Source organism: Acrocarpospora catenulata (genome assembly GCF_018476525.1).
GTDB lineage: Bacteria > Actinomycetota > Actinomycetes > Streptosporangiales > Streptosporangiaceae > Acrocarpospora > Acrocarpospora catenulata.
On record NZ_JAHCST010000019.1, the window covers coordinates 41,609 to 56,131 of the forward strand.

13 protein-coding genes are annotated in these 14,523 nt (G+C 69.8%); 6 read left to right on the forward strand and 7 right to left on the reverse strand.

The features are described 5' to 3' along the window. The first annotated feature begins 6 nt into the window (after positions 1-6). Positions 7-942, forward strand: a complete 936-nt coding sequence (locus KIP79_RS21120) for a GNAT family N-acetyltransferase (protein WP_214106608.1) — start codon at positions 7-9, stop codon at positions 940-942. A gap of 165 nt (positions 943-1,107) precedes the next feature. Then, on the forward strand, positions 1,108-2,034 hold the full coding sequence (locus tag KIP79_RS21125; protein ID WP_214106609.1) for a hypothetical protein: 927 nt from the start codon (positions 1,108-1,110) through the stop codon (positions 2,032-2,034). A 139-nt stretch (positions 2,035-2,173) separates the two neighbouring features. Here KIP79_RS21125 and KIP79_RS21130 read toward each other — a convergent pair whose 3' ends face one another. Then, the gene (locus tag KIP79_RS21130) at positions 2,174-2,875 is read right to left on the reverse strand and encodes a hypothetical protein (protein WP_214106610.1); all 702 of its coding nucleotides are present in this window, start codon (positions 2,873-2,875) and stop codon (positions 2,174-2,176) included. 191 nt (positions 2,876-3,066) lie between these two features. Here KIP79_RS21130 and KIP79_RS21135 point away from each other — a divergent pair, with 191 nt between their 5' ends. From KIP79_RS21135 to KIP79_RS21150, 4 genes are all read left to right on the forward strand, one after another. Further along, complete coding sequence (locus tag KIP79_RS21135; RefSeq protein WP_214106611.1) at positions 3,067-4,068, forward strand: ABC transporter substrate-binding protein; 1,002 nt, start codon at positions 3,067-3,069, stop codon at positions 4,066-4,068. Positions 4,069-4,175: 107 nt separating this feature from the next. Continuing rightward, a complete protein-coding gene (locus KIP79_RS21140) occupies positions 4,176-4,943 on the forward strand; it encodes a class I SAM-dependent methyltransferase (RefSeq protein WP_214106612.1) in 768 nt (255 codons plus the stop codon). Further along, positions 4,940-6,019, forward strand: a complete 1,080-nt coding sequence (locus KIP79_RS21145) for a FecCD family ABC transporter permease (RefSeq protein WP_214106613.1) — start codon at positions 4,940-4,942, stop codon at positions 6,017-6,019. The genes KIP79_RS21140 and KIP79_RS21145 overlap by 4 nt, the downstream gene beginning before the upstream one ends. Then, complete coding sequence (locus KIP79_RS21150; protein ID WP_214106614.1) at positions 6,016-6,822, forward strand: ABC transporter ATP-binding protein; 807 nt, start codon at positions 6,016-6,018, stop codon at positions 6,820-6,822. The genes KIP79_RS21145 and KIP79_RS21150 overlap by 4 nt, the downstream gene beginning before the upstream one ends. A 164-nt stretch (positions 6,823-6,986) precedes the next feature. Here the strand turns inward: KIP79_RS21150 and KIP79_RS21155 are convergent, their stop codons facing one another. The 6 genes from KIP79_RS21155 to KIP79_RS21180 form a co-directional block, all read right to left on the reverse strand. Continuing rightward, positions 6,987-8,792, reverse strand: a complete 1,806-nt coding sequence (locus tag KIP79_RS21155) for a discoidin domain-containing protein (RefSeq protein ID WP_214106615.1) — start codon at positions 8,790-8,792, stop codon at positions 6,987-6,989. A gap of 65 nt (positions 8,793-8,857) precedes the next feature. Further along, on the reverse strand, positions 8,858-9,823 hold the full coding sequence (locus KIP79_RS21160) for a substrate-binding domain-containing protein (RefSeq protein ID WP_214106616.1): 966 nt from the start codon (positions 9,821-9,823) through the stop codon (positions 8,858-8,860). Positions 9,824-9,843: 20 nt separating this feature from the next. Continuing rightward, on the reverse strand, positions 9,844-10,806 hold the full coding sequence (locus KIP79_RS21165; protein ID WP_214106617.1) for an ABC transporter permease: 963 nt from the start codon (positions 10,804-10,806) through the stop codon (positions 9,844-9,846). After that, complete coding sequence (locus tag KIP79_RS21170; protein ID WP_214106618.1) at positions 10,803-12,272, reverse strand: sugar ABC transporter ATP-binding protein; 1,470 nt, start codon at positions 12,270-12,272, stop codon at positions 10,803-10,805. Before KIP79_RS21170 ends, KIP79_RS21165 begins: the two co-directional genes overlap by 4 nt. Then, the gene (locus tag KIP79_RS21175; RefSeq protein WP_214106619.1) at positions 12,269-13,660 is read right to left on the reverse strand and encodes an aldehyde dehydrogenase family protein; all 1,392 of its coding nucleotides are present in this window, start codon (positions 13,658-13,660) and stop codon (positions 12,269-12,271) included. Before KIP79_RS21175 ends, KIP79_RS21170 begins: the two co-directional genes overlap by 4 nt. A 14-nt stretch (positions 13,661-13,674) precedes the next feature. After that, positions 13,675-14,457: an IclR family transcriptional regulator gene (locus KIP79_RS21180; RefSeq protein WP_214106620.1), complete on the reverse strand. Its 783-nt coding sequence runs from the start codon at positions 14,455-14,457 to the stop codon at positions 13,675-13,677. Between the last annotated feature and the right edge of the window lie 66 nt (positions 14,458-14,523).

The following is a 14,523-nucleotide window of genomic DNA, read 5'->3' on the forward strand; positions in this document are numbered from 1 at the left end:
GGATCGATGAAGGATTTCCACGCGCGCGCCTACCATGCCGATGACGCGGCGGCGGTTGCCGAACTGATCAACGTTGTCTTCCAGGCCGGCGGCTGGAACGCCGGGCACACCGCCGCCGAGATCGAAGATGTGGTGAACAACGAGGTCAAGGACCCGGCGACGGACACCCTGCTGATCACCGACGCGGAGGGTCGGCTGGTGGCCGCCGCGCTGGTGCCACCCCCACCCGAGGGCGGCCACCGGATCGAGCTGATCGGCGGCGTCCACCCAGACCGGCGCGGAGCAGGGATCGGCCGCGAACTGCTGGCCTGGCAACTCGACCGAGCCGCAACACGCCACGCCGAGACCGCACCGGACACGGAATGGCTGGGCCAGGTCGCCGCCGGCGTCGCCGACACGTCCGCGAGCCGCCTGTACGAACGCTTCGGCTTCACCGTAGGTCGATACTTCCTGCAGATGACAGCGCCCACCACGCCACCGCCGGTCGCCACACCCGCCGCCGGCGTGCGGATCGCCCCCTACGATCAAGCCCAAGACCGTGAGCTGCACGCCGTGCACACTTCGGCCTTCCGCGACCTCTGGGCCCACCAGGATCGCGATTTCGAGTCCTGGGCGGCGTTGACCGTACGATCGGAAACCTTCCTGCCCGACCTGTCCCGAGTGGCGCTCGCCAACGACAAGATCATCGCTTATGTCCTGCCGTACGCCCACGCCGCACCCGACAGGCTTTACATCGGCCAGGTCGGCACCGTCGACTCCTGGCGCCGGCGCGGCGTCGCGACCTCGTTACTCGCCGACGTACTGGGCGCGGCCGGCCGAGCCGGCTACACCCACGCCGCCCTCGACACCGATGCCGACAACCCCACCGACGCGGCCGACATCTACGCGAAGGCCGGCTTCGTCATCGACCAGCACATCGCCGTCTACTGCAAACCCGTCTGACCTCCTGTATCTGTGTCGTACTCAGCCCAGGCTGAGTAGCCGGGCTCTGGCGCGCCGAACGGATTGAGAAGATCATCCTGGTATGCGAGGTATGGAACCGTTGATCGTGGTGGGCAAAGCTGTGCCGGTGGGCCTGGTAGGGGCGAGGTGAGCGGTCGGAAGGCGGTGGTTAGGCAGATCGCCGCGGCCTGGCTGGTTGGCTCCCTGCTGAGCCCGTTGCTGCTGTGGGTTGTTGTGGTGATCCTCTTCGGCGGCTCACCCGCCCTGCTGGCCCTCCTGGCTGTGCCCATGGTTGGCGCGCTGTGTCTGGTCGCCTGGACCGTCCGCCAGGGATCTCCGCTGACGTCGCGTGGCCCCGGGGGCCGGGTTTCCTGGGCGGCGCTGGTATTTCTGGTGGGGGCGGTGGGTTTCGTCGGTGGCGCCTGGGCCAATGCCGAGCTGGAGCTGCCGTTCGGCAGGGAACCGCTGATGTTTCTGGCCAGCGGTCTGCCGTTCGCGCTGGCGGCGGGGATGCTCTCGCAGCGCAGGGTCGCCCTCGGCGCGGTCGCGGTGACGACGGCACTGGTGGTCACGACCGTGTACCTCGTGGTGCAACACCGTGTCGACAAGCAGGCAGCGGCTGTTGCCGCGGATTTGGCCGCCCGTTTGCAGCCGGTGCGTGACCTGCTCTACGTCGTGCAGATCCCGGGATACCGGGTCAGTGGACGCGACACCTCAGGGGTGAGCGCATTCTTCGAACCTCTGGATCAGCGGGTGGTCAAGGTCTGGCAGGACCACACCATCGTGCTCACCGCTGAGCGTGGGTGGTCCGAGGAAATGTGTGCGGGGGCGTTCCTCGCTGCGCCCCTCGGCCGCGACGAGCATCCTCGGTGTGTCCTGGAGCGTCCCGGGCTCTGGTACCTCACCGGCCGCATCCCGGAACCGGAATGGGGATGCCCGTGCGGGCTCCAGCAATACATCCGGCAGGACGGCGGCGTCATGGTCAGAGTACACTCCTCCGACGCCGTACCCCGAGAAGTTCTCCGAGACGCCGTGCTCAACGCCCGCCATGCCACCGAGGAGGAGGCCCGCGAGCTCCTCACCCCGTCCTGAGGCCGCGCTGGTAGGCCCGATCAGTTCCGAGATCACCAACAGCAGGTCATCCAGACGGTCCCCCCTCAGCTCCCCACAGATGCGCCGGGCGAAATCGGGCGCCTGGGGGACCGCGATCGCTGTACCGGGGATCCACAGGTCAAGATGGGGCGAGGCGTAGCATCTGGTCGCGGACGTGGTCGTCCAGGTCGGCCTGGAGCATGCCGTTGTTGATGGCGGGGACGCAGTTCATTGAGATCGTTACCGCGGCGGCCGGTCCTTCCGGATAATCGAATATGAGGCGGATGCCGCGTTCGTTAACGCCGCCAAGCCCTTGGCGTGTGTTCTGGCTCGGCACGGTGTCCAGGGAGTTCAGTGTCTTGGCCAGGTCGCGGGCGATGTCCCTGCCGTGCCGTTTCCGGTAGGGCGGCCTTGCGTACGTGGCGTCCCTGCACACGGTGAGTCGGCCGGGTCGTCCTGAAACCATCTGTTTGTCCTGATCCTTTCGGTCGCCGGGGCCCCGGCAGGGGTCGTCCGGCGGTACGGGCCGCCAAATTCCGTCCTTGTAGGCGGTGGTGATGGCGGACCCGGTGTACGAGTTGCTGCCGACCGTGCCGTTGGTCGTCCTCACGCAGTGGTTGACCTCCTCGGCGCTGCCCACCCACAGGGCGTGGCCATTGGGGTAGGCGAACCGGATGAGGTAGTTGGTCATCGGTCCCCCCGGAGAGCCGGGGACGAGCGACTCCGCCGCGCCGTCGATGTCGGCGGCGGCGGGTACCCAGCCGCCGATGTCGTTGCCGCCCCAGCGCTGCGGGCAGGTGGACGGTACGGGCAGTGACTCGCTGACCGATCCCGAGAGCACCACAGCCGCTGTACAGACCCCGGCCGCCGCGAGGCCGAGACTGATCCAATTGGAAAGCTTCACAGTTCGTAGACGCGATTCCTGTTCGATCGGTTCGCTTCCCTTGTCCCAACGCGACGGCACGGCGTGCTGCCGACGACTGCTTTCGTCGCTTTCGTACCACCCCTCCCTTCCTGTACAGTTCAACGACTATGAAAATCATTTCCATCGGGACGGTCGGAAGCCTGCTGGTGACTCTTGCCGCCTGTGCGGGCCCCGGTGGCGCGTCCTCCAGCGGTCCCACCGGGGCTCCCCCGCGCGCCGCTGTGGAGCTGACCAGCTGCGGCCTGCCTGTTCGCCTCACCTCACCGCCGCGGCGGGCGGTCTCCATGGAGCAGAACGCGACGGAGATCATGCTGACGCTGGGCCTCGCGGACCGGATGGTCGGTACGGCCTATCGGACGGACCCGGTGCTCGACGAGCTCAAGAGCGACTACGACAAGGTCCCCGTCCTGGCCGACCAGTATCCCGGCCGTGAGGCCCTGCTTGCCGCCGCTCCCGACTTCATCTACTCGATGCGCGCCTCCGCCTACGCCCCCGACGCCGGCGGCACACGTCAGGACCTGGCCAAGCTCGGCGTGCCGGCCTACCTGTCCGCCAACGACTGTGAGGACCGCGCGCTGATCCCGGCCTCGCTGTCGTTCGAGGCCGTCTTCGCCGAGATCGGTGACATCGCAAAAATCTTCGATGTCGAGGACCGCGGCCGCGACGTGGTGGCCGACCTGCGCCGACGTCTGGACACCGCCAAGGCCGCAGCTCACATCGGGACGAACACGAAACTGATGTGGTACTACTCCGGCACCAAGACCCCCGCCATCGCCGGTCGCGGAGGGCTCCCCGATACCATCAGCACGTTCCTCGGCGCCGAAAACGCGTTCCCCGACATCACCCAGCAATGGGCGGAGGGCGACTGGGAGACGATCGCCCGGCGCGACCCCGACGTGATCGTGCTCGCCGACCTCACCCGTGGCGGCGAGGGCGACAGCGCCGAGACCAAGAAGGCGTTCCTGCGGTCCGATCCCGTCGCATCCGAGCTCACCGCCGTCAAGAACGACCGCTTCATTGTCGTGCCCGGCTCGGCCATGGATCCCTCGATCAGAAGCGTCAGCGCCGTGGAGCAAGTCAGCAAGGGCCTGCAGGACCTCTATCGCTGATCTGCGGCGGAGCCCGCCTGCCGTACCCGCCCGGGCCGACGTCCGCGGAAGGGCCAGCCCGCGGCCCATCCGGCATCCCCCACCCTCGCCTTCCCCAGGAGACCCCGATGACCGTTTCCCTCACCCCACCGACCTTCGAGGACCTGCTCTCCCAATGGGAGCGGCAGCAGGCCGCCTACGTGGCCCACCGGGAGAGCCGCTTCCAGGTCATGCTGGACGTGCTCGACCTCCTCTGCCCGGCCGATCCCACGGTGCTCGACCTGGCCTGTGGGCCCGGGTCGATCGCCGACCGAGTGCTGCACCGATTCCCGGGCGCGCGAGCGGTGGCCACCGACTACGATCCGGTCCTGGCGCAGATCGCCCGGTCCGTGCTCGCACGGCACGACGGTCGCGCCACCGTGGTCGAAGCCGACCTGGTGAGCGCCGACTGGTCATCAGCCCTGTCGGCGTGGACCTTCGACGCCGTGCTCAGCTCCACGGCGCTGCACTGGCTGTCGCCCGGGCAGTTGCTGGCCCTCTACACCGAGCTCGCGCGGCTGCTGCCGCCAGGGGCCGTGCTGCTCAACGCCGACCACCTGCGCTTCGGTGGGGACCGGCAGGTCCTGCGGCGGCTGTCGGCCGAGCACGACTCCGCCGTCCAACGGGAGGCGTTTGCCGGCGGCGCCGCCACCTGGGAACAGTGGTGGGAACTGGCCGCCCGCCACCCCGAGCTCGCCCCCCTGCTACCCGAGCGCGAGCGGCGCTTCGCCGACCGCCCGCCACAGCCACTCGCACCGCTGGAGTTCCACCTCGCGGCCCTGCGGACCGCCGGGTTCACGGAGGTGGGCACCGTATGGCAGTACCTGGATGACTACGTCGTCTTCGCCCGGCGATGATCTCTCACGCACCCCCGCGAACCACAGGACCCGGCCCGGCGGCGCCAGGCACCGCCGGGCGCGGCAGGCGGTCGGGCGCGGTCTGGCTGGGCGGCGCCGGCCTGCTGGTCCTCCCCATGTCGGTGGCGTTCGCCGTGACCGTCGGCGCGGCGGGCCTGTCGATCGGTGAGGTGTTCCGGAGCGTCGCGGCGCACCTGGGCCTGCCGGTGACGTCGCTCCCCCCGCTGCAGGACGCGATCGTCTGGGAGTTGCGCCTGCCGCGCGTGTTGCTCGCAGCGCTGGTCGGCGGCGGCCTTGCCGTGTGCGGGGCGGTTCTCCAGGCGTTGACACGCAACCCGCTGGCCGACCCCTACCTGCTCGGTATCTCCTCCGGCGCCTCTACCGGGGCCGTGGCGGTCCTGATCCTCGGCCTCGGATCCGCCGCCCCCCTGACCACGGGGGCCTTCGCCGGCAGCGTCGTGGCCTTCTGCTGCGTTCTCGCGTTGGCCGGCGCGGGGATGACGAGTTCCGTCCGCGTCGTCTTGGCCGGGGTCGCGGTGTCGCAACTGTTCAGCGCGGTGACCAGCCTGATCGTCATCTGGGCCGGCGACGCGCAGAGCACGCGGAGCGTGACGTTCTGGCTGCTGGGCTCGCTCGCCTCGGCGAGCTGGGGCGGCGCCGCCCTGTGCGCGGCGGCCGCCGGGATCGCCCTGGCCCTCTGCTGGGCCGCCGCCCCCGCCCTGGACGCCTTCGCCTTCGGGCGCGAAGCCGCCGCCTCCCTGGGTGTCTCCCCGGCAAGGACACAGCTCACGCTGCTGGTCACCACCGCGCTGAGCACATCGGCTCTGGTGGCCGCGAGCGGAGCGATCGGGTTTGTGGGTTTGATCGTGCCGCACGCCGTGCGATTCGTGGTCGGCTCCCGCCACCGCATCCTGCTTCCGGCCTGCGCCGTGTACGGGGCGATCTTCTTGCTGTGGGCCGACACCGCCGCGCGGGCGCTGTTCGCCCCTCGGGAGATACCCGTCGGCGTACTCACCGCGCTGATCGGCGTGCCCGTCTTCGCGGCCGTCATGCGCCGAAGGAGCACCGCGAGATGAGCCTGGACGCCCACGACCTCACCTGGAGCGCCAACGGCACGCCCATCATCGACGGAATCACGCTCTCGATACCCCAAGGTCGTCTCACCGGGCTGCTGGGCCCCAATGGAAGCGGGAAGTCGACCCTGCTGCGCCTGCTGGCCGGGCTGCTCCGCCCGCGCACGGGAACGGTCCTGTTGGACGGACGCCGGCTCAGCGCGTTACCGCGGCGCGAGGTCGCCCGCCGCCTGGCCGTGGTCGCGCAGGAGACCTCCACCGACGTCGACATGACTGTCACCGACGTTGTGCTGCTGGGTCGCATCCCGTACAGGACGGGGCTCGCCCGGGTGAGCCGTGACGATCCCGACGACGTGCTGGAGGCCGAGAAGGCCCTGACCTGGTGCGGCCTGGCCGGTTGGGGAGAGCGCCGATGGTCGACGCTGTCCGGCGGGGAGCGTCAACGTGTCAACATCGCCCGCGCCCTGGCCCAGCGGCCCACCGAGTTGCTCCTGGACGAGCCGACCAACCACCTCGACATCCACCATCAGCTCGACCTGCTGCGGATGCTGGCCGACGCCCCGACCACCGTCATCGCCTCGCTGCATGATCTCAACCTCGCAGCCCAGTATTGCGATCATCTGCTCTTGATGGAGTCCGGGCGCCTGGTCGCCTCCGGTCCGCCGGCCCAGGTACTGACCGAACAGTGGATGGAACGCGTCTACCGTGTCCGCGCGACGGTGAGCATGTTACCCGATGGCCGCCCCCACCTGCGCTACACCTCGCTGGACGCCGCCTCTCCTGCCTCCCCGGCGGCGACGCGCTGACGGTGCCTGTGATGTTGTCGGCGATGTCATACCGTCGGAGATGATCCGGCTTGGACGATGCCTTCTCGGGCTGGGTCGTGGGTGTGGGCGACCGGGGGTCGTGGCCTTGCTGATGTGTCAGGCAGAACATGGGGCCGGTCATTGTGGCCGGCCCCATTGTTGTGTCAGCTCGCGTACGCCTCCAGTTCGAAGATTCGGGCGGCGGTGTCGCTGTCGCTCGTCGGCGTGATCACGTTAAGTCGGATATATCTGGCCGATGTCGGTGTGAAGGTATGCGTCGTGGTGCTGGCGGTGTTGTTCCGGACCTGGGCGACGTTTGTCCAGTTAGTGCCATTGGTGCTGATCTGGAGGTCGAAGTCCTTGGTGTTCCAGGACGTCTTCTCGCCACCCGCGCCCGAGTGCCGGAGGACCACCTTGCCGACCGTGGTGGCGTTCTGGAGGTCTACGCGGAGCCACTTGGAGGTACCGAGGGAGCACCACTTGTCGGAGAGGCCGCCGTTGTAGGTGCCGTTGACCGCCTTGGCCGGGCCTTCGTTGGCCGCGCACTGGCTGTCGGCCGTGGCGGGCTTGTTCAAGGCCAGGTTGGGGTTGGTGGTCTGCGGGACGTACAGGCGGAGGTCGGTGAGGCTGGCGCTGCCTTCGTAGACGTTGGTGTAGAGGTCGCCGATGACGAAGTAGTCGGGGTAGGCCGATCCGGCCGGCCACTGGTTGGGCCAGGTGGTGCTGCCGTTGGGCTCGTTCTGGACCAGGCTGGCGTTGTAGCGGCCGTCGTACTCGCCGGGGGTCACGTTGTAGTGCCAGATGGGGGCATTGTTGACGATGAACGGGCGGTGCATGCGGATGGTGCGCTGGCCGGAGCGGGCGAAGTTGCCGGTTACCTCCAGGATGTAGCCGGTGGCGTCACGTTCGATGGCGAAGGTGTAGTACTGGTTGGGCATGAGCTCCGGCTGGAGTTCGGCCGCTGAGGAGAGTTGCTGTTCGGCCACGCCGCCCGAGCACGGGGTCATGAACCACTGGGAGTTGCCGGCCAGGCCGCCGGGGCCGGGGGTCCAATTGGGCAGGCCGCTGATCCACATGTTGACCGTGTTGAAGTTGCTGTCGCGGTAGTTGTAGTACGTGTTGTTGGCCGCGTTGCAGACCCGGCCGCCGGTGCCGGAGCCGACGCGGTCGGGGTGCTGGGAGAAGGAGTCCATCAGGACCTTGCGCCGGTAGTGCCAGAAGTGGTTGTTCCGGGGCGCGGGGTTGGCGAAGTCGACGACCGCCATGAAGTGGAAGCCGTTGTAGCCGTACACGCCGGACCGTACGTCCTGCCACTCGCAGTACAGGACCGAGGCGTTGCCGGACCAGCCGGGTGAGCGGGAGCCCTCACCCCAGGGGTGCTGGGTCTTGCAGCCGGTGTTGCTGTAGCCGTTGGTCCGGTTGTTGTAGGTGATCGAGCCGTTCCGCTTGCCGCCGAAGTCGAGGGTCTTCAGTTTGTACTCGACCCGGTACCGGTCGGGCAGCGCGTTGGTGGGGCGGAGGATGACGCCGCCGGTGTGATCGGGCACGTTCATCACGGCCACGCTCTCCGAGCCGAGTTGCTGGGTGGTGAGCGTGGGCGGGTTCTCGATGACCCCGTCCTTGTTCCAGTCCCTGGCCGACAGGGAGGCGGTCAGCCAGCCGTTCTGGCCGACGGGGAACTCCTTGCGGTAGGTGGAGAAGGAGTTGAGCGCCGTGGTCCAGGCGGGGCCGTAGTCGTTGCGGTACCACTGTCCTGGGTCGTCCATGATCGTGTCGAACGAGGTGGCGTAGGTGTCCCGGGTCCACCCGACATTGCCGGGGTTGAGCGGCGCGGTGAAGGTCTCGTTGTAGAGGAGGGTCCAGCCAGGGCGGGTCGGGTCGTCGGCCACCGCGGGGGAGCTGGTCATGGTGAGGCCGGACAGCACGAGGGCCGTGGCCAGGGTCGTACGGCGTGCGACTCTCTTTTTCATTTTTCCTTCTTGAGGGGGTTGGGGGACTGGGTGGCGTCGCCGTCCGCCACCCAGTCACGAGAAGATCAGAAGCTGCCGTCGGGGTTCTGGAACTGCGCTGCGTTCTCCTTCGTGACTCGGGGGGAGGGCACCACAGTGTCCTTCTCGACCTGGGCGCCGCTGAGGATGTCCACCGCGCGGTCCAGGCCCATGGCGCCGATGATGTCGGCATCGTTGAGGCCGGTGACCAGGTAGTTGGTGCCGTCCAGGATGGCCTGCAGGGCCTCGGCCTGACCGTCCACGCCGGCGATGATGATCTGCTCGGACTTGCCGGCGTCCGCGATGGCGCGCTGCGCGCCCAGGCACATCGCGTCGTTCTCGCAGAACACCGCCTTCAGGTCGGCGTTGGTGGCGAGCAGGCTCTCCATCACGGTCAGGCCGCCGTCGGAGCCCCAGTTGCCGAAGTCGGGGGCCTCCACCAGGGTGATGCCGGGCTTGGTGGACAGCACCGACTTGACGCCGTTGGTGCGGGCCAGGCCGATGCTGTTGTCGGCCGGGCCGCCCTTGATGATGCCGACCTTGCCGCCGTCCGGGAGCTTCTCGGCCAGGAACTCGCCGTTCTGGCGGCCGATGGCCTCGTTGTCGGGGCCGATCCAGCTGGTGTACTCGCCGGTGGCGAACTTGCGGTCCACCAGCACCACCGGCTTGCCGGCCGCCTTGATGGAGTTGAGCACCGCCGGGGCCGACTCCAGCGGCCCGCCGGAGATGATGATCGCGTCCACGTTCTTGCTCAGCAGGTCCTCCACGTTGGAGGCCAGCTTGGCGGCGTCACCACCCGCGTCGGTGCTGAGGATGTCGATGTTGCCCTTCTTCTGGGCCTGGGCGGCGATGGCCTTGTCCATGCCGCTGAAGTAGGGGCCGCTGAGCATGAAGTTGGCCACGCCGATGGTGTGCTTGCCACCGCCGCCGGCGGCGGTCTCCGGTTCGGAGGAACAGCCGGCCAGTACCACGGCGGCGGCCACCAACAGGCCCGCGAGCCTCTTTGTGATCATGGTATTTCTCTCCCGGGGGGTCAGCCGCGCACCCGGTTGGTGCGCTGGACGAGAATGACGGCGATGATGATCAACCCCTTGAGCACTTGCTGCCAGAAGCTCTGGACCCCGTACAGGTTGAGCAGGTTGTTGATCAGAACCAGGACCAGCACGCCGCCGAAGGTGGCGCGGGCCGAGCCGCGCCCTCCGGCCAGGCTGGCGCCGCCGATCACGCAGGCGGCGATGGCGTCCAGCTCGAAGGCCACCCCCACGCTCGGCTGCGCGATGCCCACCCTGCTGGCCAGGATCACCCCGGCCAGCCCGGCGCAGGCGCCGCTGATCGTGTACGCGAGCGTGAGGTGTCTCGGCACGCTGATCCCGGCCAGCCGTACGGTCTCGGCGTTGCCGCCGATGGCCGTGATGGCGCGCCCGGCCGGGGTGCGGGTCAGGAAGACGCCCCCGACGGCGAAGACGGCCAGCATGATGAGGGTGGCGACCGGGACAGGCCCGGCCATCGCGGAGCCGAGCGTGAAGAAGGCCGGGTCGTCCGGCGCGATCGGCACCTCGGAGTAGACGAAGGCCAGGCCGCGGATGGTGGTCAGCGAGGCCAGCGTCACCACGAAGGGGGCCAGCCCGAACCGGGCCACCAGCACGCCGTTGACCGCGCCGAAGGCCACCCCCGCGAGCAGGCCGACCAGCATGGCCACCGGGATCGGCAGTCCGGCCACCAGACCGGCGGCGAGGATGCCGGAGAAGGCCACCACCGAACCCACCGACAGGTCGATGCCGCCGGTGAGGATGACCACCAGCATGCCGAAGGCGAGCAGGCCGGTGGTGACCATCTGCTTGAGCAGGTTGGTGAGGTTGACCGGGGTGAGGAAGGTGTCGGAGGTGAACGCGGCCACCGCCACCAGCGCCAGGATGAGCGCGACGAACGCCGCCGTCACGGTGACGTCCCGCCCCCGGACGACGAGGGCGGGCTTTCTGAGGAGTTGCCCGGTCATGCGGCCTGTCCGATCGCGTACGCGAGGATCTCGTCCTCGGTGGTGGAGTCCGAGCGCAGCTCGCCGGCGATCCGGCCCTGGCGCATCACCAGCACCCGGTCGGTGGCGCCGAGCACCTCGGTCAGGTCGGAGGAGATGAGCAGCACCGCCAGGCCCGCGCGGGCCAGGTCGTCGACCATGCGGTAGATGTCGACCCGGGTGGCCATGTCCACGCCCCGGGTGGGTTCGTCGAGGATGAGCACCCTCGGCCCGGCCAGCAGCCACTTGGCCAGTACGGCCTTCTGCTGGTTGCCGCCGCTCAGCGCGGCCACCGGTATGGTGGCGCACCGGGCCGGCTGGATGCTCAGCCGCTCGATCATCTCGCCCACCCGCTTGCGCCGGGCGGTCATGTCGAGCAGCGGGCCACGCCGGGTGGCGCCGAGCGTGGCCAGCGCGATGTTGTCCAGGACGGTCATGCCGAGCACCAGACCGGAGCGCTTCCGGTCCTCGGTGACCAGGGCCAGCCCGGCCGCGATGGCCGCGGCGGGGGAGCGGTAGCCGCCGGTCCCCTTCGACGGCGGTTCGGCGCCGAAGACGCAGCGGGCCAGTTCGCTGCGGCCCGAGCCGACCAAGCCGAACAGGCCGACGATCTCCCCGGATCTGACCTCCAGAGAGACGTCCTGGAATTCGCCGTCCCGGGAGAGCCCTGTCAAGTGAAGCCGGGTCTCCGAGGGGGCTTCCCTGCGGGCTGGGTAGATCTGCTCCAGCAGCCGCCCGGCCATCAGGCCGATCAGCTCGGTCTCGCTGGTCTTCGCCGGTTCGGTGGTGGCGATGATCTGGCCGTCCTTGATGACCACGATCGAGTCGGCCAGCTCCAGCACCTCGGCCAGCCGGTGCGAGACGTAGATCACCAGCACGCCGCGCTCGCGCAGCCGCCGGATCAGCGCGAACAGCGCGTCCAGGTCGGCCCCGGCCAGCACCGCCGACGGCTCGTCCAGGACGAGCACCCGGACCTCCCCGGCCAGCGCCTTGGCGATCTCCACCATCTGCTGGCGGGCCACCGGCAGCCGCCCGGCCGGGGTGCGCGGGTCGATGCCGCCGAAACCCGCGTCGTCCAGCAGCCGCCGGGCCTGGCGGTGCGCCTCCGGCCAGTCGATCAGGCCGCCGCGCCGCCGGGGGTAGGCGCCCAGCAGCAGGTTCTCGGTCACCGAGAGCTCGGGCACCAGGGAGAGCTCCTGGTAGACGGTGCGGATGCCGCGCGCGTGCGCGTCGTGCGGGGAGCGCAGCTCGACCGGCTCGCCGTCGATGCGCAGCTCGCCAGAGGTCATCCGGTGCGCCCCGGCCAGCACCCGGATCAGCGTGGACTTGCCGGCTCCGTTGGCGCCCACCACGGCCAGCACCTCGCCGGGGCGGCCGGTGAGGTCCACGCCGTGCAGGACCTCCACGTCGCCGTAGCTCTGCCGTACGCCCCGGAGTTCGAGGCTCATGCGAAGGCCTCCATCACGATGACGCTCTTCTGCCGGGTGAAGTCGAGGACCGTCTCGTGCAGGCCCTCGCGGTAGCCGCCGGTGTCCTTGGTGCCGCCGAAGGGCAGGTTCTCGGCGCGCAGCGCGGTGGAGCCGTTGATCACCACGCCGCCCACGTCCAGCTGCCTGGCCAGGGTGAGAGCGCGCGAGATGTCCCGGGTGAAGACGGCGGCGTGCAGGCCGTACGGGGACTCGTTGGCCATCCGGACCGCGTCCAGGGGGTCGGTGAACCGGGCCACCGGGGCCACCGGGCCGAAGATCTCCTCGGCGAAGGCGGGGCTGGCGGTGGGCACGTCGACCAGCACGGCCGGGTCCACGAACGCGCCGCGTCGGGTGCCCCCGGCGGCCAGGGTGGCGCCGTCCTGGACTAGGCGGTCCACCGCCGCGATCACCCGCTCGGCCGCCTCCTCGGCGATCAGCGGGCCGACGTCGGTGGACTCCTGGAGCTGGTCGCCGACCACGAGCTTGGCGGCCTGGTCGAGCAGCGCGCCGACGAACGCGTCGTGGATGCCGTCCTGCACGTACACCCGCTTGACCGCGCAGCAGATCTGGCCGTTGCCCCTGGCCAGCCGCCCGAGCACCACGGCCTCGGCGGCCTTCTCGGCGTCGGCGTCGTCGCAGACGATCAGCGCGTCGTTGCCGCCGAGTTCCAGGAACACCTTCTTCAGGGTGGCGGCGGCCAGTTCGGCGACGGCCCGCCCGGCGGCGGTGCTGCCGGTGAGGCTGACGGCGGCGATCCCGGGCAGGGTGGCCAGCGCCCGGGAGACCGCCACCCCGCCGGTGACCAGCTGGTGCGCGTGCGCGGGCAGACCGGCCGTGGCGATCAGCTCGGCCACCCTGACCAGGGCCAGCGGGCAGCGCGCGGGCGGCTGCACCACCACGGCGTTCCCGGCGGCCAACGCGGCGGCGGCCTTGTGCGCGTACAGTTCGACCGGGTAGTTGAACGGCACCAGCGCGGCCACCACGCCGAGCGGCTCGCGCATGGTCACCGCGAGGTGGCGTTCCAGGCCGGGTACGGCGTCCAGCGGGATCTGGCGGCCGAACAGCCGGGTGGCCTCCCCGGCGTAGCCCCGGAAGATCCGGATCGCGGCCTCCACCTCGCCCCTGGTCTGCGGCAGCGGCTTGCCGTTCTCGGCGGCCAGCAGGCGGGCGAGCTCGGGCAGTTCGGCCTCGATCAGGTCGGCGACGCGGAGCAGCAGGCGGGCCCGCTCGTGCGCGGGAAGCGCGGCCATCGCCGACTGACCCTGCCGGGCCCGGTCCACCGCCTCGGCCACCGCGCTCGCGTCGAGGTCGGGCACCTCGCCCAGGTGTTCTCCGGTGCCGGGGTTGGTGACGGCGATCGGCGGCATGTGTTCGCTCCTTGTCACGGCCGGCGGCCGTTCTGGTTGGGGCCGTAGCCCAGGCGGTGGCTGATGTCGGTGGCCATGGCCAGCGCGGTGGGGGCCAGGCGGTGGCAGTCCTCGAGGCCGAAGCGCCCGGCCGGGGCCGAGACGCTGAAGGCGCCCACGGCCTGACCCGCGGAGTTGCGGATGGGCAGGCCGACGCAGCGCACGCCCTCCTCGTTCTCCTCGTCGTCGATGGCGTAGCCCTGCCGCCGGATCAGGGCCAGCTCGGCCAGCAGGGCGTCCCCGGTGAGGGTGTGCGGGGTGCGGCGCTCCAGCGGCCCGGCCAGCACCTCGGCCACCGTGGGGGCGTCGAACAGGGAGAGCACGGCCTTCCCCATGGCGGTGCAGTGCAGCGGCGCCCGGTTGCCGATCCTGGAGACCAGCCGGACCGACTTGGCGCTCTCCACCTTGTCGATGTAGACGATCTGGTGGCCGACCGGGATGCCCAGGTGCACGGTCTCGCCGCTCAACTCCACCAGCTCGGCCAGGTACGGCTGGGCCGCCGCGCGCAGCCCGTCCTCGTCCAGGTACTGCCCGGCCAGCATGATCAGCCGGACCCCGAGCCGGTAGCAGCCCGCCTGGTCGCGGTCGAGTACCCGGAGTTCGAGCAGCGAGGTCACGTACCGGTGGGCGGTGCTGACGGCGACCCCGGCCCGGGCCGCGAGGGCGCCCAGGGCGATGCCGGAGCGTCCGGCCTCGGAAACGGCGGCAACGATTTCGAAAGCCTTGTCAACACTCGACGACTTTCGCCCGCTTCGCATTCGAGTTACTCGAATCTATTTTCATATTTCTGCAACACAATTGCGAGAGTTCCACCAGGCTTTGGA